This is a genomic window from Methylosinus sp. RM1 (assembly GCF_011378635.1).
Classification (GTDB): Bacteria; Pseudomonadota; Alphaproteobacteria; order Rhizobiales; family Beijerinckiaceae; genus Methylosinus; species Methylosinus sporium.
In genome coordinates this window covers 1-16610 of sequence record NZ_WOVC01000007.1, presented here as the reverse complement: position 1 = coordinate 16610, position 16610 = coordinate 1, and the positions used below count along the sequence as shown (strand labels likewise).

Genomic DNA, 16610 nt, shown 5'->3' with positions numbered 1-16610 from the left:
AGACCGCGCGTGAAGGCCGTAATATTCGCAGGCGGTCTCGGCACGCGCCTCAGCGAGGAGACCGACAATCGCCCCAAGCCCATGATCGAGATCGGCGGCAAGCCGATCCTGTGGCACATAATGAAGATCTACTCGCAGCATGGGGTCAACGAGTTCATCGTCTGCCTCGGCTATAAAGGCTATTTCATCAAGGACTATTTCACCAACTACTTCCTGCATATGAGCGACGTCACCTTCGACCTCGCCGAGAACAAGACCATCGTCCACAACAAAATGGCCGAGCCCTGGCGGATCACGCTGGTCGACACCGGCATAGAGACGATGACCGGCGGGCGCCTGAAGCGCATCGCCGATTATCTCCCCGATAACGAGCCCTTCTGCCTCACCTATGGCGATGGCGTCGCCGATGTCGATATAGCCGGCGAGATCGACTATCACCTCGCCCATGGCCGGCTCGCGACCATGACGGTGGTGCGTCCGCCCGGCCGCTTCGGCGCCGTCACCATGGATGGCGACGACATTCGCTCTTTCGATGAAAAGCCGCGCGGCGACGGCGGCTGGATCAACGGCGGCTTCTTCGTGATGTGGAAGAAGGCGCTCGATTATATCGACGGCGATTCGACCGCGCTCGAGCAGCAGCCGTTGACCCGCATCGCCGCCGATGGGCAGCTGCGCGCCTATCGCCACGACGGCTTCTGGCAATGCATGGACACGCTGCGCGACAAGCGTTTCCTCGAGCAATTGTGGAGCGGCGGCGAGGCGCCCTGGAAGGTCTGGGCGTGAACGCCTCCTTCTGGGCCGGCAAGCGCGTCCTCGTCACCGGACACACCGGCTTCAAGGGCGGCTGGCTCTCCTTATGGCTCACGCGCCTCGGCGCGAATGTGGCGGGCTATGCGCTGGCGCCGCCGACCGAGCCCAGCCTTTTCGCGCTCGCGCGCCTCGACCAGAAGATGACGAGCGTCATCGGCGATATTCGCGACGCCGAGCGGCTGGCGCGCGCCGTGCGGGAGTTCGCGCCGCAGATCGTCTTCCATCTCGCGGCGCAGCCGCTCGTGCGCTACTCCTACGCCAATCCGATCGAGACCTTCGAGGTCAACGCGCTCGGCACGGCGCATCTGCTCGAGGCGCTGCGCTGGGCGCCCTCGGCGCGCGCCATCGTCATCGTCACCAGCGACAAATGCTATGAGAATCGCGAATGGCCCTGGGCCTATCGCGAGAACGAGGCGATGGGCGGCTTCGATCCCTATAGCGCCAGCAAAGGCTGCGCGGAGCTCGTCGCCGCCTCCTTCCGCAATTCCTATTTCGCAATAGCCGATCACCCCATGCGCGGCGCCGCATTGGCCACGGCCCGCGCCGGAAATGTCATCGGCGGCGGCGATTGGGCGGCGGATCGCCTCGTGCCCGATATTTTGCGCGCGTTGGAGCGCGGCGAGACGGCGCAAATACGTTTTCCGCGCGCAGTGCGTCCCTGGCAGCATGTGCTGGAGCCGCTCGCCGGCTATCTGACGCTCGCCGAGCGTCTGTGGAGCGATGGCGCGCCCTTCGCGGAAGCCTGGAATTTCGGCCCCGATCCCTCCGGCGAGCGCACGGTCGCGGAGATCGCCGACGCGCTCTGCCGCGCCTATGGCGAGGGCGCCGGCTGGACGAAAAGCGGCGGCGACGAGCCGCATGAGGCGCATTTGCTGAAGCTCGATTCCGCCAAGGCGCGCAGCCGGCTCGGCTGGCGCCCGCAATGGTCGATCTTCGAGGCGCTGGAGGCGATCGTCGATTGGGAATCGCGCCGCCGCCGCGGCGAGGATGTGGCGACCACATCGCTCGCCCAGATCGACGCCTATGAGAGACGCATGGACGCCGCGCAGCGCGGCGCGCGCACGCCCGGAGCAATGATATGACCCCGCCCGCAGCCGCCGCCCTGCACGCCCCCGCCGACACAGCGGATGAGAAAGAAGCGCTGCGCGCAGAGATTTTGGCGCTCGTCGGCCGCTACGCCGAGATCGCCCATGCGACGCCGGAGTTTCGTCCCGGCGCCTCCGCCGTTCCGGTCTCCGGCAAGGTCTATGGCGCAAGCGAGATGCAGACGCTCGTCGATTCGGCGCTGGATTTCTGGCTCACCACCGGGCGCTTCAATGCGGCTTTCGAAAAGGCTCTGGAGGAGTTCATCGGCGTCCGACATGCGTTGACCGCCAATTCCGGCTCCTCGGCCAATCTTCTGGCGCTCACCGCGCTGACCTCGTCGCTGCTCAAAGAGCGCGCGCTTCAGCCCGGCGACGAGGTCATCACCGTAGCCGCCGGCTTTCCGACGACGCTCAATCCCATTTTGCAGAATGGGATGACGCCGGTCTTCGTCGATGTCGAGCTTCCGACCTACAATATCCGCGCCGATCTCATAGAGGCGGCGATCTCGCCGCGCACGCGCGCCATAATGATCGCCCATACGCTCGGCAATCCGTTCGATCTCGCCGAGGTCACGCGCATCGCCGAAAAATATGGCCTGTGGCTGGTCGAGGATTGCTGCGACGCACTCGGCTCGCTCTATGACGGGCGCCAGGTCGGCACATTCGGCGACATAGGCACACTGAGCTTCTACCCGGCGCATCACATCACCATGGGCGAAGGCGGCGCGGTGTTCACCTCGCGCTCCGTGCTGCGCCGCAGCGTCGAATCCTTCCGCGACTGGGGCCGCGACTGCTGGTGCGCGCCTGGCAAAGACGACACCTGCAAGAAGCGCTATGAATGGCAATCGGGCGATCTGCCCTTCGGCTATGATCACAAATATGTCTATCAGCATCTGGGCTATAATCTGAAGATCACCGATATGCAGGCCGCCGTGGCGCTGGCGCAGATGGAACGCCTGCCGGGCTTCATCGAGGCCCGCAAGCGCAACTTCGCGCTGCTGAAAGAGGCGCTGCGCCCGCATGAGGATATCTTCCTGCTGCCCGACGCGACGCCGCGCAGCGATCCGTCCTGGTTCGGATTCGCGATGACCTTGCGCGAGGATGCGCCTTTTGGGCGCGAGTCGCTGCTGCAGCATCTCGCCGAGAAGCGCATCGGATCGCGGCTGCTGTTCGGCGGCAATCTCTTGCGCCAGCCTTATATGAAGGACCGCCCGCATCGCGTCGCCGGCGCGCTTTCCGCCACCGATGTCATCATGCGCCGCACTTTCTGGGTCGGCGTCTATCCGGGCCTCAGCGAGGCGCATATCGCCTATATCGCCGAGTCGATCGGCGAGTTCGTCGCCGATTCCGGACGCTGGCGCGCCGCCTGACGCACGTCGCGTTGCGCATTTTCATCGAGCCGGCGCCAGCTTCGGCGGGATTGTCGCAGCGGCGACGCAATTCGATTGTAGTTTGTAAATATCATAACACGCGTATTGATTGCGTACGGGTGGCGCCGATGTTATATCCTCTTTTCATGCAGTGGATGTTCGGCCGATCATTCGTGACTCGCCGCATTTCGGGAAGCCTCGCGCTCCTGCTCTGCGTCATCATCCTTCAATCCCTGCCCTATCTCGGCGCTTCGGCCTTCGCCGAACCCACTCTCTCCGTCGCTTCGCTCTGCCAATCGAGCGAGATGGGCGGCGGCTCGCCTCACGATCGACATTGCCGAACGCTCCAATGTTGCGCGCTCGGCTGCTCGGCTCATAGCTCCGCATATCTCGAGGCAGCCTCCTCACACATCCTTTCCTACCCGCATTCGAGGCGCTCCTCCTCGCGCCGGCCCGGCGAAACGAGGATACGCCCGCGCGTAACGGGCCTCGGCTTTGTCGCGCGCGGTCCGCCCGCCGCGCTCTGATCTTCCCGCAAGACATTCTCATCTCCCCTCGCGAGCCGCAGCCTGCCGAGACGTGACGCCGTCCGCGTCGCGTCCAGCGGACGCCGACGCGCGTTCCGAGATTTTTTCGCGCGCGACGCCTTTCGCGCGCAGCGCCGAACTTCGCCTTTTTTCAAGAAACGACGGGAGCTCCGAGGAGCTCGAAAAAGGGGTTGCAAATGCCGAAACCGGAGCCTCGCGCGGGCGTCGCCGCCCTGCTTTCTCGCATCGAGACGAAGGAGGGCGCAAAATGACCTCCTCGACGAAAGAGCTGGACGCGCTCTATCAGGATTACGCCCCCGCTCTGCGCCGCTTCGCGCGCCGGCGCGTCGGCGCGCAAGAGTCGGAAGACATTGTGCAGGACATTTATCTCCACGCGCTGGAGCGCGTCGATATCGCCAATCTCGAAAGTCCGCGCGCGTATCTCTTCCGCATCGCCGCCAATCTCTCGGTCGACGCCATACGCCGGGACCGCATTCGTTCGCGCTTTGTGGAAGTGACCGCGCACGCCGCGCCTCCTCCCGAGCAATCCCCGTCCGGCGACGCCATCGCCACGCTGATGGAACATCAGAAGCTGCGCGCCGCGCTCGCGCGCCTGCAGCCGCTGCATCGAGAGATTTTTCTGCTGAAGCGCCTCGAGCATTTGACCAGCGCCGAGATTTCAGCGCGCGTCGGCGTATCGGTACGAACGGTGGAGCGTCATCTCGCAAGGGCGATCGACGAGATAAGGCGCGATTTCGGTCTTTGAACGAAAAAGCCGCCGCCGATCGTGATCCGATCGTGCGGCGGCGAATTGTCATGATCGATCAGACGGCCACCATGCCGCCGTCGACATAGAGGTCGACGCCAGCGACATAGCTGCTCGCGCTGGAGGCGAGGAACAGAACGGCCTCGGCCACCTCCTCCGATTTGCCGAAGCGGCCGAGGGGAACTCGAGATTTCACATGCTCGTCGAATTCGTCGAGCTGGCTCGCCGAAAAACCGAGCGTGCCGAAGATCGGCGTCTCGACGGGGCCGGGACTGACGACGTTGACCCGGATGTTGCGGTCCTTCAGCTCGTTCGTCCAGGTGCGGGCGAAGGAGCGCACCGCCGCTTTGGTCGCCCCATAGACTCCGAAGCCGGGCGCTCCCGACGTATTGGCGACAGACGAGTTGAGCACGATCGCACCGCCGTCAGAAAACAGCGGCAAGGCCTTCTGCACCGAGAAAAGCAAGCCTTTTACATTGACGCCGAACAGCTCGTCGAAAAAGGCCTCGTCCACCGCCTCGAACGGCGCCACCCGCGCAACGCCCGCATTGGCGAAGAGAATGTCGATGCGCCCGAATCGTTCCTTCACCTCGGCATAGAGGCGGTCGAGATCCGCAAGCTTCGAAACATCCCCCTGCACGCCGACGGCGCTCGCGCCGATGCGAGCGACCGCCGCGTCGAGCTCCGCCTTCCGCCGGCCGGTGACGACGACCTGCGCGCCCTCCTTTGCGAAGAGTTCCGCCGTGGCGAGGCCTATGCCGCTGTTGCCGCCGGTGACGACCGCGATTTTTCCTGAAAGACGACCCATGCTCGCGCTCCTTTCGCACTAAATTCATTAGTTCAGTAATGCGGAACTACTGAATGAATGTCAATCGTGCTAGCGTGGCGCATGAGAAAGCTCCACCATCCGCGGCCGGAAGAGATCACAGTCGAGGGGATTCTCTACGCCCTGGCCGACCCTGTGCGGGTGCAGATATTCACCCGGCTGGCGGCGTCGGAATGCGCGCAGAACTGCTCGAAATTCCTCAACGTCCTCGAGCAGGCGCCGCTCGCCAAATCGACGCTCTCGCAGCATTTCCGCATATTGCGGGAGGCCGGGCTCATCCGCAGCGAGCGCCGCGGCGTGGAGCTCATCAACTCGACGCGCTGCGCCGAGCTCGCCGAGCGCTTCGGCCCCATGGTGCAGTCGATCATCTCCGCCTATGAGCGGCAGAAGATCGAGGCGGCCGAATCGACGCCCAGGACAGCGATTGACAAAGACGCCGCGCCCGTCTAGGGCTTTCCCGCTTCGTCGCGGCGGTTTCGCCGCGATTTTCTTTTTGCGTCGACACTTCGGCGCGAGGAGCGGAGCGAAAACCGGTCAACTGCCAAAAAGCCGGCCGGCGCATCGTCGCCAGAGCCGGGACGAACACAGGAAAAAGAGATGTTCGCAGTCATCAAGACCGGCGGGAAGCAATATAGCGTCACCGCCGGAGACACGATAACCGTCATGGCCCTCGAGGGCGCGGCGGGCGACAAGATCAGCTTCGACGAGGTTCTGTTCGTCGGCGCCGAGGGCTCCGCCAAGATCGGCGCGCCGCTGGTCGAGGGCGCGAGCGTCACCGGCGAGATCGCCGAGCAGGCCCGCAGCCCCAAGACGCTGGCCTTCAAGAAGCGCCGCCGCCAGAACTCCAAGCGCAAGCGCGGCCATCGTCAGGACCTGACGATCGTGCGCATCACCGGCATCGAAGCCGGCGCCTGAGAATTGGCGTGACGCCGCCCGGCGGCGTATAGAAGAACCAAGCGCGCCGCGCGTTCGGCGCGCGCGACAATTCAGCGGCCGCCCTGCGCGGTCCCCCCGAGCGGCGGGCGCCGGCTCGGCGTGAAAATTTAAGGAGCGAGAACAATGGCTCACAAGAAAGCGGGCGGCTCATCGCGCAACGGTCGCGACTCCGACGGTCGCCGTCTCGGCGTGAAGAAGTTCGGCGGCGAGGCCGTGATCGGCGGCAACATCATCGTGCGCCAGCGCGGCACGAAATGGCATCCCGGCCGCAATGTCGGCATCGGCAAAGATCACACGCTGTTCGCGCTCGTCGACGGCGTGGTCCTGTTCAAATCCAGCGGCGGCCGCGCCTCGGTATCGGTCGTCGAGCCGGCGGCCGCAGCCGCCGAATAGGCGGAGGATCTGCGAGGACCTTCCGCCGGCGTTTCGATCCCCGGCGGATTTGGTCCTCGAGCACTCGCGATAAAGGCGACGCTCCAGGCGCAAAATCCGGAAAAAGGCCTCAAAGGGTCGATAGGGGAAGCGGAACGCCGCTTCCCCTTCGTCATTTTTCGGCCTCTTTTCGCACTCGGCCGCCATGGAGCCTCGGATGTTTCCGGAAATTGCCCGCGACGATATTTTCAGATTGGAGACCCCGAGACTGTGGCTGCGCTGGCCGCGCGCCGCCGATCAGGGCTCGATCTGCCGTCTGGCCGGCGATCCCGAGGTCGCCGTGAAGACGGCGCGCATTCCGCACCCATACGAGTCCTATCACGCGGAAAGCTTCATTCTCGCCGCGCGCGCCGAGAACGCCAGCGGCGCCGGCCTCACCCTCGCCTTGACGCACAAGCGCCAGGCGGACGAGGCGATCGGCGTGATCGGCGTGCATGGGGCGAATGGACGCGGGACGGGCATGATCGGCTTCTGGCTGGGACGGCCCTATTGGGGACGCGGTTTGATGAGCGAAGCGGCGGGCGCCTTCATCGATATGGTGTTCGGCATGACCGGGCTGGAGCGAATCGTCTCCAGCGCGCTGCCGAGCAACGCCGCCTCGCTGCGGGTGCATGAGAAGCTGGGCTTCACCCGCGCGGGACAGGGCAAATTCCCGGCGCCGGCGCGCGGCGGCGAGGTCGATGTGGAGCTTTTCGACCTGCGCCGCGGCGCCATTCCGACGAGCTTCGGCGCCAAGCGCCCGAAGCTGCAAGCGACATGAGCTCGAAACAGTCATGAAATTCCTGGATCAGGCGAAAATCTACGTGCGCTCGGGCGATGGCGGAGCCGGCTGCGTCTCCTTCCGTCGCGAGAAATTCATCGAGTTCGGCGGGCCGGACGGCGGCGACGGCGGCCGCGGCGGCGATGTGGTGGCGATCTGCGTCGATGGGCTCAACACACTCATCGACTACCGCTATCAGCAGCATTTCAAGGCCAAGACCGGCGTCCATGGCATGGGCAAGAACCGCCATGGCGCCAAGGGCGCCGACGCCGTGCTGAAAGTGCCCGCCGGCACGCAGATTCTCGAGGAGGATGGCGAGACGCTGATCGCCGATCTGACCGAAGTCGGACAGACCGCCATCATCGCGCGCGGCGGCAATGGCGGCTTCGGCAATCTGCATTTCACCACCTCGACGAACAGAGCCCCGCGCCGCGCCAATCCCGGCCTGGAAGGGATAGAGCGCACGCTCATCCTGCGGCTGAAGCTGATCGCCGACGCCGGGCTGATCGGCCTGCCCAACGCCGGCAAATCGACATTTCTGGCCACGGTCAGCGCCGCCAAGCCCAAGATCGCCGATTATCCTTTCACCACTCTGCATCCGGGCCTCGGCGTGGTGCGGGTGGACGATCGCGAATTCGTGCTCGCCGACATTCCCGGCCTCATAGAGGGCGCGCATGACGGCCATGGGCTCGGCGACCGCTTCCTCGGCCATGTGGAGCGCTGCCGCGCGCTGCTGCATCTCGTCGACGCAACCGGCGAGCACGCTGGCAAGGATTACAAGATCGTCCGCCGCGAGCTCGCCGCCTATGGCGCCGAGCTCGACGAGAAGCGCGAGATCGTCGCACTGTCGAAGATCGACGCCGCCGAGCCCGAGCATTTGAAGAAGCAGAAAGAGCGCCTCAAACGCGCAATGGCCTCCGCCGGCCCTGCGGGGGCCGCCGAGCGCCCTACCCTGCTGCTGCTGTCCTCTGCCACCAGCGAAGGCGTGACGGCGGCTCTGCGCGCCCTGGCGGCCGCCAAGGAGACAGCCGCGCATGAGGAAGCGACGGCGGCCGAGCCCGCGCCGGAGTGGCGCCCATGAGGCGAAGAGAGATCGAAACAGAAATGTGACGAATTTTTCTTTTCTGCGCTGGACATGAGCGACGTCATTGGGTATTTGCCACCTCGTTCCGCTCATTCGGCGCCAGCCGAAGCGACGGACGGGCGCATAGCTCAGTTGGTAGAGCAGCTGACTCTTAATCAGCGGGTCCAAGGTTCGAGCCCTTGTGCGCCCACCAATAAATTAAAGCCGATATCGGCCTGGCGAAAGACTCGTAAGAGCGTGATCTTCGCATTATCAGCGCACAGCCGCCTCGGCCGCGCTTCACCCTGGCCGACCACGGCAGAACTCGCGCGCACGACAATCACAGAACTGCCGCGCTCTTGTCATTGTCTGGTCATGGCGCAGCGCTAGCTATGTCGAAGAGCAAACGATGGCTACATGCCGTCGCGGGCTCTAACGCCGGGCCGGAGGTACGTCCGGCGTTTTTCTTTTCTGGGACCCGTTACGGCTTGACCGCGGTCAGCAGCGTGTCCACGCCTTCGCGATATTCGACACGAACATCGGCGAAGCCTGCCGCCGTCATGCGCTCCAGCGCCGGCGCCAGATACATCACATGCTCGGGCGATTCGTCGCTGAAGAGATGCGCGATCCAATCCTCGAGCAGATCATAGCGGCCGAGCGTCCCGAGCTTTTGGAACCAGCTGCGCACCTCCGCCTGCGTCGCGGCGAGATGCGCGACGCGGTCGTCCATCGCATAGCGGTCGCCATTGACGAAAATGCCGCCCGGCTTCAGCACGCGGAAAATCTCGGCGAGAAACTCCCGACGATAATCGTCGAGGAAATTATGCACGGCGTAATTGGAGGAGACGACGTCGACGCTCGCCTCGGGAAGGCCGCGGAGAAAGCCGAGCGCGTCGGCTTCCACGAATCGCACGCGGCCGTCGGCGACGAAATCGGCGAGGTGAGAGCGCGCCTGATCCAGCATTTTGGAGGCGCTGTCGATTGCGGTGACATGGAGATCGTCGCGTCCCGCGATCAAAGGAAGCGTGCTCACGCCCGTGCCGCAGCCGATCTCCAATACCTCTAGCGCGACGCCCTCGCGCCAATGCGCGACGCGCTCCGCCACGCGGCGGGCGAGCAGCGCCGCATTGGGGCAGATGAGCTCGAGCATCCGATATTCGGCGCCGATCGGCCCGGTGAAGAGATTTTCATCGATGCGCTGTGACATTGGTCGTCACCCGAAATTCGCGAGACCCGGGAAGGTCTCGAGCAGCCAGAAGGAGAAGCTCTGCATTCCGCCGGTGAGGAAGGCGAGGCCCGTCAGCACCAGCAGCGCGCCGACGACCTTCTCCACCTTGCCGAAATGCTTCTTGAACTTCTGCATGAAGCCCATGAAGGGCCCCATCGCCGCCGCCGCGGCGAGGAAAGGAAGGCCGAGGCCCGCCGAATAGACTCCGAGCAGGACGGCGCCGCGGCCGACCGTCTCTTGCGAGCCGGCGACGGCGAGAATGGCGGCAAGGATCGGACCGATGCAAGGCGTCCAACCGAAGGCGAAGGCGAGGCCCATGACATAGGCGCCGAGGAGGCCGACCGGCTTTGCGACCTCGAGGCGCTTCTCGCGATAGAGCAGGCCGATCTGGAAGACGCCGAGGAAATGCAGGCCCATCAGGATAATGGCGAATCCAGAGGCTTTCTCCAATATCCATTGATAGGCGTGCAGCGCTCGTCCGAAGGCGCTCGCCGTCGCGCCGAGCGCCACGAATACGGTGGAAAAGCCGGCGACGAACAAGATCGCGGCCAGGAACACGTCACGCCGGGCGCGTTTCTTTCCCTCGACCGCGAGATCCTCGATCGTCGCGCCGGCGATGAAGGTGAGATAGGGCGGCACCAGCGGCAGCACGCAGGGGCTCAGGAACGAGAGTACGCCCGCCGCCGCAGCGGCGGGAAAAGTGACATCGGCCGCCATGAAGTTCCTCGCTTTGCGCCATCGCTTTTGCCACAGCCGGCGCGCCGAAGCAAAGCGAAGCTGCGCCAGACGATTGCGACCCTATTTCGACATTGGTGAGAGGAGAATTTTTCTCATGCGCACCATCATCGAGCCCTTCCGCATCAAAATGACCGAAGCGCTGCCGATCACCACGCGGGAAAACCGCGCGGAGCGATTGAAAGCGGCGCATTACAACGTGTTTCTGCTCGATGCGGAAGACATCACCATCGATCTTCTGACCGACAGCGGCACAGGCGCCATGTCGGATCGCCAATGGGCCGCGCTCATGATGGGCGACGAAAGCTATGCGGGAAGCAGGTCCTGGCGCCGCTTCGAGAAGACCATTCGCGACATCACGGGTTTCAAGCATATTTTTCCTACGCATCAAGGCCGCGCGGCGGAGCGCATTCTCGCCGCGACGCGGCTGAAGCCGGGCGATATCGTCCCCAACAACAGCCATTTCGACACCACGCGCGCCAATATCGAATATGTCGGCGCGACGGCGCTCGATCTGCCGAGCCCGAAAGCCGGCGATATTCATGCGGAGACGCGTTTCAAAGGCGACATAGACCTCGCGGCGCTGGAGCGCGTCATCGCGCGCGAGAGGAAGGCAATTCCCTTCTGCATGATCACCGCGACCAACAACACCGGCGGCGGACAGCCCGTCTCGCTCGGCAATATTCGAGCCGCAAAGGCCCTGCTCGCAAAGCGAGGAATACCGCTCGTGCTCGACGCCTGCCGCTTCGCCGAGAACGCCTATTTCATCAAGCTATGGGAAGAAGGTTACGCCGATCATTCGCTCATCGACATAGCGCGCGAAATGTTCTCGCTCTGCGACGGCGCGACGATGAGCGCCAAGAAGGACGGGCTCGCCAACATAGGCGGATTCTTCGCCTGCAATGACGATCGCTGGGCGGAGCATTTTCGCAATCTGCTGATATTGATGGAAGGATTTCCCACTTACGGCGGACTCGCGGGCCGCGATCTCGAGGCGATCGCCGTCGGGCTCGAGGAGGCGCTGGAGGAGGAATACCAGCGCTATCGCCATGCGACGGTGGACTATCTCGCCTCCCGCCTCATCGCGCGCGGCGTTCCGATCGTGCGGCCGGCCGGCGGACATGCGGTGTTCATCGACGCCGCGGGCTTTTGCCCGCATCTTTCGGCGAAGGATTTTCCGGGCGTCGGCCTCACCGCCACGCTCTATCTCGAGGGCGGCGTGCGCGGCGTCGAATTGGGTAGCGTGATGTTCGGCCGCCGCGCGGAAGACGGAACCGAGACGCCGGCGCCGCGCGAATTGGTGCGCCTCGCCTTTCCGCGCCGCGTCTACACGCAGAGCCATTTCGATTATGTGATCGAGGCGATCGAGAACGTATTCCGCGAGCGCGCCGCGATCCCGCCCTTCCGAATCGTGCGGCAGGCGCCCTTCCTGCGCCATTTCACCGCGCATTTCGCGCCGGGGTGAGCGGCTTTGCGGGCGGCCGGCGCGCGCCTATCTATTTCGAGAACCCGGCTTTCGCTAAAGGAGGGCCGCATGGAGAAGGGCAAGAACCGCTACGCCGACGCGCCCCGCCGCGCCGATTGGACGATCGAGCAGAATTGGCCCTCCTATAGCGCGGCCGAGCATGATCGCTGGAGCCGGCTCTACGCCCGTCAGGCCGCGCTTCTGCCGGGCCGCGCCTGCGACGAATATCTCGCCGCCATGGACGCGCTCGCGCTCGCGCCCGCTGGCGTTCCCGATTTCGATGTGCTGAGCGCGCGCCTTTCCGCGCTCACCGGCTGGCGGGTCGTTCCGGTCGCCGGCCTCGTTCCCGACGACGTCTTTTTCGAGCATCTCGCCAATCGACGCTTTCCAGCCGGCGCCTTCATTCGCCCGGAGGAGGAGCTCGATTATCTCGAAGAGCCGGACGTCTTTCACGACATCTTCGGCCATGTGCCGCTGCTGGCGAATCCCGTCTATGCGCGCTTTCTGCAGGCCTATGGCGAAGGCGGACGGCGGGCGCTGGCGCGCGGCCAGCTCGCCAATCTGGCGCGGCTCTATTGGTATACGGTGGAGTTCGGGCTGCTGGCGACGCCTGCAGGGCTGCGCATCTTCGGCGCCGGCATTCTCTCCTCGCCGGCGGAGACGGTTTTCTCGCTCGAGGATTCCTCGCCCAATCGCATCGGCTTCGATCTCGAGCGGGTGATGCGCACCAATTACATCATCGACGATTTTCAGCAGTGCTATTTCGTCGTCGATGGATTCGAGCGCCTGCTCGAGGCCTGCTATCGCGATTTCGGCCCCATCTACGACCGGCTGCGGTCAGAGGCCGATCTCGCGCCGCATGAGATCGCGCCCGGCGATGCGCTGATCACGCGCGGCGATTTCCATTATTTTCGCGGCGAGGCGCACGCCGCCTGACGGTCAGGCGCCCCTCGCCTCCTGCAGCGCGGCGATGCGGATCGGCGCCGGCGGATGCGAGTAATAGAATAGCGCATAGAGCCGGTCCGGCGTCAGCGTCGCGAGATTGTCGCGCGAGAGCTTGGTGAGCGCGCTCACCATCGGCTCCTTGCCATAAATGGATTTGGCGAAGCCGTCGGCCTCGAACTCCGCCCGGCGCGACAGGAAATTGGTGAGCGGCGACAAAAGATGCAGGATGGGCGCGGCCGCCGTCAGCGCGATGACGAGAATAATTCCCGGATCATTCGGCAGGCCGAAGGCGCCGCCGAGCCCGCGGGTAAAGGCGAGGTGCAGAGCCGCGAAGCCGATGAAGAGAAAGCCCGCCGCCTGGAAAATCCGCTGCCGCACATGGCCGAATTTATAATGGCCGAGCTCATGAGCGAGAATGGCCAGGATTTCATCGGCGCTGTGCTTGCGCAGCAGCGTGTCGAAGAACACGATGCGCTTCGCCTTGCCGAAGCCGGAAAAATAGGCGTTGCCATGGGTGGAGCGCGTCGAGGCGTCCATCACAAAGAGCCCGCCCGACTGAAATCCGCAGCGCGCCAGCAGTTCCTCCATGCGCGCCTTCAGCGCCGCATCCTCGAGCGGCGTGAACTGGTTGAACATTGGCGCGATGACGGAAGGGTAGATCACCGTCATGGCCAGCAGCAGCGCCATCGCAGCGACGAAGCCGACCAGCCACCAATAATCGGGCGAGAAACGCGCCGCGAAGAACAGCCCATAGAGCAAGGGAATGAAGAACAGCAGCCACAGCGCCGCGCCCTTCGCCTCGTCGAGGAGGAACATGGAAGGCGTCGTGCGATTGAAGCCGAAGCGCGCCTCGAGGCCGAAAGTCTCGACCAGCGACAGCGGCAGGCGCAGCAGATGATCGACGATCGCCACCGCGACGACGACGGCGACGCTGAGCGTCAGCCCCGGCGCGATGAATTGCGCGAGCAGCGCATAGAGCGGGCCGAGCAGAAGGGCGAGCCAGGCGACGGAGATCGCCGCGTCGATCAAAGTCTCGCCGACGGAGAGCCGCATCCGCGCGACCGTGTAATCGGCGGCGCGGCGATGCTCCTCCACGGTGACGGCGGCGGCGAATTCAGCGGGTGGCGTCTCGCGATCGGCGCTGGCGGCGCGGCTCTGGCGCGCTTTCAGATAGACGCCGAGGCCCGCCGAAGCGAGAAGGGCGAAATAGACGACCGCAGCGACGAAGCTCATGCACATCTCCCGACGCGCCGGCCGAGAGGTCCGCGCGCGCCGTCAATATAAGCGGCCGCGCGGCGGATTGCGACGTCGAACCGCCATCTCGATTCAGACGGAAGCGGGATCGGCCACGGCGGCGCTCACGGCGCTGCGCGCCACGAAAAGGCTCGCCGCGAGCAGCAGCGCCGCGACGAAATAGCCCGCCCCCGGAAAGCCGCCGGCGCCGATCGAGAGGGAGAGAATCTGCGTGAAGAACAACGGCCCGACCATGCCGGAGACGCCGCGCAGGCTCGACAGCGCGCCTTGCAGCCGCCCTTGCTCCGAGGCCGAGGCGAAGCGCGTGGCGAGGCCCTGAAAGGCCGGATTGGCCATGGCCCAGAGGGCGATGAGCGGCGGCGCCGCCATGAATATCCCTCCCGTGGGCGCGAAGGCGTAGGCCGCGAAGCCGAGCGCGCCCGCCGCCAGAGCGACGACTAGCGTCGCGCGCTCGCCGAAGCGCTTGACCGCCGGCCGCACCAGCCCGCCGGACACCACCGTCTGCGACACGCCGACGATGGCCAGCGCCCAGCCGGTCGTCTCGGCGTCCCAATGGTAGCGATATTCGGTGTAGAGCACGAAGAGGCTCGGCAGCGATTCATGCGCGAGATAGGAGAGGAAAATCGCGACGGCGAGCAGCGCCAGCGAGCGGTCGCGACGCAGGAAATCGAGCGAGCCCAGCACATTGGCGCTGCGCCAGAGGACGGCGCCGGCGCGCTTCTCCGGCGCGAGCGATTCCGGCAGGATGAAATAGCCATAGGCCGCATTGAGCAGGCTCAGCGCCGCCGCCGCCCAGAACGGATAGCGCAAATCGTGATTGCCGAGCACGCCGCCGAGCGCCGGGCCGAGGATGAAGCCGACGCCGAAAGCCGCGCCGATCATGCCGAATCGGCCGGCGCGCTTCTCCGGCTCGGTGATGTCGGCGATATAGGCCGTCGCCGTCGAGACGCTCGCCGCCGTCACGCCCGATATCAGCCGGCCGACGAAGAGGAAGGACAAGGATGGCGCGAGCGCCATGAACACGTAATCGAGTCCCATGCCGAGGTTGGACAAGAGCACCACCGGCCGACGGCCGAAACGATCGGACAGCGCGCCGAGCACGGGCTGAAACAGGAATTGCATGAAGGCCCAGGCGAAACCGAACACCCCCGTCGCCACGGCGGCGCTTTTGAGATCGCCGCCCTCGAACTCCACGATGAGCTTGGGAAGCACCGGAATCATCACGCCGAGCGCCAGCATGTCGAGCGCGACGGTGACGAGAATGAAGGCGAAGGCCGCCTTGCCGGGACGCTGAAACATCGATTACTCTTCTGTACGGCCGACGATCCGTCGCGGCCCGATTAATCGCGGGATAGCGCGAAACCGCCGTCCGGCGCAAGGAGTCTGGAACAACTCCAAACTCGACGGCCACAACCACCGGGCGTCCGGGAAAGGGCGCCGTCCGAACGAGAAAAGCCGCATAAAAGACATAATTCGCCGACTCTTCCCGGAACGCCGCGACGAGCCGGAGTTGACAGCGGCGTCGCGATCTTTCAATAGGCGCGGATTGAAAAGAAAGACCTTGCAGCGTCGACGGCCGGGCGACAAATCCTCGAGACCAGGAACAGGGTGCTTTTCGCGAATGCCTCGTCCCTCTCGCTCTCTCCCTCCCTCTCGCTTCCTCTCCCTGGCGACGAACGCCTCCGACCATGAACGGATCGGGCGATAGGATGCGCATCCTCGTCACCGGCGGGGCCGGCTTCATCGGCTCTGCGCTCTCGCGCCGCATCATCGAGACGACGCCGCATGAGCTGCTCGTCTTCGACAAGCTCACTTACGCCGGCAATCTCGATTCGCTCGCGCCGATCGCCGGCGATCCGCGCTATTCCTTCCGTCGCGCCGATATATGCGACCGCGCCGCCGTCGCCGCCGCCTTCGACGCCTTCCAGCCCGACGCAGTGATGCATCTGGCCGCCGAGAGCCATGTCGATCGCTCCATCGACGGGCCGGCCGCCTTCATCGAGACCAATGTCGTCGGCACTTTCACCCTGCTTTCCGCCGCGCTCGACTATTGGCGCCGCCTCGATGCGGCGAAGGCCGCGAATTTTCGCTTCCTGCATGTCTCGACCGATGAAGTGTTCGGCGCGCTCGGGGCCGAAGGACTGTTTCGCGAGGACACGCCTTATTCGCCCAACTCGCCCTATTCGGCCTCCAAGGCGGGCTCCGACCATCTCGCCCGCGCTTGGCGCGAGACCTATGGCCTGCCGACCATAATCACCAATTGCTCCAATAATTACGGCCCCTATCATTTCCCGGAAAAGCTCATTCCGCTCGTCATTCTCAATGCGCTGGAGGAGAAGCCCCTGCCCGTCTATGGGCGCGGCGAGAATGTGCGCGACTGGCTCTATGTCGAGGATCACGCCGAGGCG

General features: G+C 64.7%; 17 protein-coding genes and 1 tRNA gene. 13 read left to right on the top strand and 5 right to left on the bottom strand.

The genetic code is table 11. The features are described from left to right. Positions 1 to 9 precede the first annotated feature (9 nt). The 4 genes from rfbF to FMZ75_RS06355 all read left to right on the top strand — a co-directional run bounded on the left by rfbF (position 10) and on the right by FMZ75_RS06355 (position 4558). On the top strand, positions 10 to 783 hold the full coding sequence (gene rfbF, locus FMZ75_RS06370) for a glucose-1-phosphate cytidylyltransferase (RefSeq protein ID WP_166141755.1): 774 nt from the start codon (positions 10 to 12) through the stop codon (positions 781 to 783). Next, positions 780 to 1892: a CDP-glucose 4,6-dehydratase gene (gene rfbG / locus FMZ75_RS06365; protein ID WP_166141754.1), complete on the top strand. Its 1113-nt coding sequence runs from the start codon at positions 780 to 782 to the stop codon at positions 1890 to 1892. The genes rfbF and rfbG overlap by 4 nt, the downstream gene beginning before the upstream one ends. Continuing rightward, positions 1889 to 3265 (top strand): lipopolysaccharide biosynthesis protein RfbH, encoded by a 1377-nt coding sequence (gene rfbH / locus FMZ75_RS06360; protein WP_166141753.1) that lies wholly within the window; start codon positions 1889 to 1891, stop codon positions 3263 to 3265. The genes rfbG and rfbH overlap by 4 nt, the downstream gene beginning before the upstream one ends. 795 nt (positions 3266 to 4060) lie before the next feature. Then, the gene (locus tag FMZ75_RS06355) at positions 4061 to 4558 is read left to right on the top strand and encodes an RNA polymerase sigma factor (protein WP_166141752.1); all 498 of its coding nucleotides are present in this window, start codon (positions 4061 to 4063) and stop codon (positions 4556 to 4558) included. A 58-nt stretch (positions 4559 to 4616) separates the two neighbouring features. Here the strand turns inward: FMZ75_RS06355 and FMZ75_RS06350 are convergent, their stop codons facing one another. Continuing rightward, complete coding sequence (locus tag FMZ75_RS06350) at positions 4617 to 5366, bottom strand: glucose 1-dehydrogenase (protein ID WP_166141751.1); 750 nt, start codon at positions 5364 to 5366, stop codon at positions 4617 to 4619. Positions 5367 to 5447: 81 nt separating this feature from the next. On the opposite strand from FMZ75_RS06350, the gene FMZ75_RS06345 reads away from it, so the two are divergent. The 6 genes from FMZ75_RS06345 to FMZ75_RS06320 all read left to right on the top strand — a co-directional run bounded on the left by FMZ75_RS06345 (position 5448) and on the right by FMZ75_RS06320 (position 8789). Further along, positions 5448 to 5834, top strand: coding sequence for a helix-turn-helix transcriptional regulator (locus FMZ75_RS06345; RefSeq protein ID WP_166141750.1), 387 nt, complete (start codon positions 5448 to 5450; stop codon positions 5832 to 5834). A gap of 147 nt (positions 5835 to 5981) precedes the next feature. Further along, entirely contained in the window at positions 5982 to 6299 is a 318-nt protein-coding gene (rplU, locus tag FMZ75_RS06340; protein WP_166141749.1) for a 50S ribosomal protein L21, read from the top strand. Between the two features lie 144 nt (positions 6300 to 6443). After that, complete coding sequence (gene rpmA / locus FMZ75_RS06335; RefSeq protein ID WP_024878997.1) at positions 6444 to 6713, top strand: 50S ribosomal protein L27; 270 nt, start codon at positions 6444 to 6446, stop codon at positions 6711 to 6713. Positions 6714 to 6909: 196 nt separating this feature from the next. Further along, the gene (locus FMZ75_RS06330) at positions 6910 to 7512 is read left to right on the top strand and encodes a GNAT family N-acetyltransferase (protein ID WP_166141748.1); all 603 of its coding nucleotides are present in this window, start codon (positions 6910 to 6912) and stop codon (positions 7510 to 7512) included. 13 nt (positions 7513 to 7525) lie between these two features. Next, on the top strand, positions 7526 to 8593 hold the full coding sequence (gene obgE, locus FMZ75_RS06325; protein WP_166141747.1) for a GTPase ObgE: 1068 nt from the start codon (positions 7526 to 7528) through the stop codon (positions 8591 to 8593). Between the two features lie 120 nt (positions 8594 to 8713). Further along, positions 8714 to 8789 (top strand) — tRNA-Lys (locus FMZ75_RS06320). Positions 8790 to 9056: 267 nt separating this feature from the next. Here the strand turns inward: FMZ75_RS06320 and FMZ75_RS06315 are convergent. Together FMZ75_RS06315 and FMZ75_RS06310 are read right to left on the bottom strand one after the other, a co-directional pair. Continuing rightward, positions 9057 to 9782, bottom strand: coding sequence for a class I SAM-dependent methyltransferase (locus tag FMZ75_RS06315; protein ID WP_166141746.1), 726 nt, complete (start codon positions 9780 to 9782; stop codon positions 9057 to 9059). A gap of 6 nt (positions 9783 to 9788) precedes the next feature. Further along, positions 9789 to 10520 (bottom strand): cytochrome c biogenesis CcdA family protein, encoded by a 732-nt coding sequence (locus FMZ75_RS06310; RefSeq protein WP_166141745.1) that lies wholly within the window; start codon positions 10518 to 10520, stop codon positions 9789 to 9791. A gap of 115 nt (positions 10521 to 10635) precedes the next feature. On the opposite strand from FMZ75_RS06310, the gene FMZ75_RS06305 reads away from it, so the two are divergent. After that, on the top strand, positions 10636 to 12003 hold the full coding sequence (locus FMZ75_RS06305) for a tryptophanase (protein WP_166141744.1): 1368 nt from the start codon (positions 10636 to 10638) through the stop codon (positions 12001 to 12003). A gap of 69 nt (positions 12004 to 12072) precedes the next feature. Beyond that, complete coding sequence (gene phhA / locus FMZ75_RS06300) at positions 12073 to 12939, top strand: phenylalanine 4-monooxygenase (protein ID WP_166141743.1); 867 nt, start codon at positions 12073 to 12075, stop codon at positions 12937 to 12939. Between the two features lie 3 nt (positions 12940 to 12942). Here phhA and FMZ75_RS06295 read toward each other — a convergent pair whose 3' ends face one another. Both FMZ75_RS06295 and FMZ75_RS06290 read right to left on the bottom strand, forming a co-directional pair. Beyond that, positions 12943 to 14181: a M48 family metallopeptidase gene (locus FMZ75_RS06295; protein WP_166141742.1), complete on the bottom strand. Its 1239-nt coding sequence runs from the start codon at positions 14179 to 14181 to the stop codon at positions 12943 to 12945. A gap of 93 nt (positions 14182 to 14274) precedes the next feature. Next, positions 14275 to 15501 (bottom strand): TCR/Tet family MFS transporter, encoded by a 1227-nt coding sequence (locus tag FMZ75_RS06290; RefSeq protein ID WP_166141741.1) that lies wholly within the window; start codon positions 15499 to 15501, stop codon positions 14275 to 14277. Between the two features lie 410 nt (positions 15502 to 15911). Here FMZ75_RS06290 and FMZ75_RS06285 point away from each other — a divergent pair. Next, on the top strand, positions 15912 to 16610 hold a 699-nt coding region (locus FMZ75_RS06285; protein ID WP_166141860.1), incomplete at its 3' end, for a dTDP-glucose 4,6-dehydratase.

Coding starts and splice junctions, on each gene's coding strand:
- rfbH (WP_166141753.1), top strand. CDS start 1,889: ATGACCCCGCCCGCAGCCGCCGCCCTGCACGCCCCCGCCGACACAGCG.
- FMZ75_RS06355 (WP_166141752.1), top strand. CDS start 4,061: ATGACCTCCTCGACGAAAGAGCTGGACGCGCTCTATCAGGATTACGCC.
- FMZ75_RS06350 (WP_166141751.1), bottom strand. CDS start 5,366: ATGGGTCGTCTTTCAGGAAAAATCGCGGTCGTCACCGGCGGCAACAGC.
- FMZ75_RS06345 (WP_166141750.1), top strand. CDS start 5,448: ATGAGAAAGCTCCACCATCCGCGGCCGGAAGAGATCACAGTCGAGGGG.
- rplU (WP_166141749.1), top strand. CDS start 5,982: ATGTTCGCAGTCATCAAGACCGGCGGGAAGCAATATAGCGTCACCGCC.
- rpmA (WP_024878997.1), top strand. CDS start 6,444: ATGGCTCACAAGAAAGCGGGCGGCTCATCGCGCAACGGTCGCGACTCC.
- FMZ75_RS06330 (WP_166141748.1), top strand. CDS start 6,910: ATGTTTCCGGAAATTGCCCGCGACGATATTTTCAGATTGGAGACCCCG.
- obgE (WP_166141747.1), top strand. CDS start 7,526: ATGAAATTCCTGGATCAGGCGAAAATCTACGTGCGCTCGGGCGATGGC.
- FMZ75_RS06315 (WP_166141746.1), bottom strand. CDS start 9,782: ATGTCACAGCGCATCGATGAAAATCTCTTCACCGGGCCGATCGGCGCC.
- FMZ75_RS06310 (WP_166141745.1), bottom strand. CDS start 10,520: ATGGCGGCCGATGTCACTTTTCCCGCCGCTGCGGCGGCGGGCGTACTC.
- FMZ75_RS06305 (WP_166141744.1), top strand. CDS start 10,636: ATGCGCACCATCATCGAGCCCTTCCGCATCAAAATGACCGAAGCGCTG.
- phhA (WP_166141743.1), top strand. CDS start 12,073: ATGGAGAAGGGCAAGAACCGCTACGCCGACGCGCCCCGCCGCGCCGAT.
- FMZ75_RS06295 (WP_166141742.1), bottom strand. CDS start 14,181: ATGAGCTTCGTCGCTGCGGTCGTCTATTTCGCCCTTCTCGCTTCGGCG.
- FMZ75_RS06290 (WP_166141741.1), bottom strand. CDS start 15,501: ATGTTTCAGCGTCCCGGCAAGGCGGCCTTCGCCTTCATTCTCGTCACC.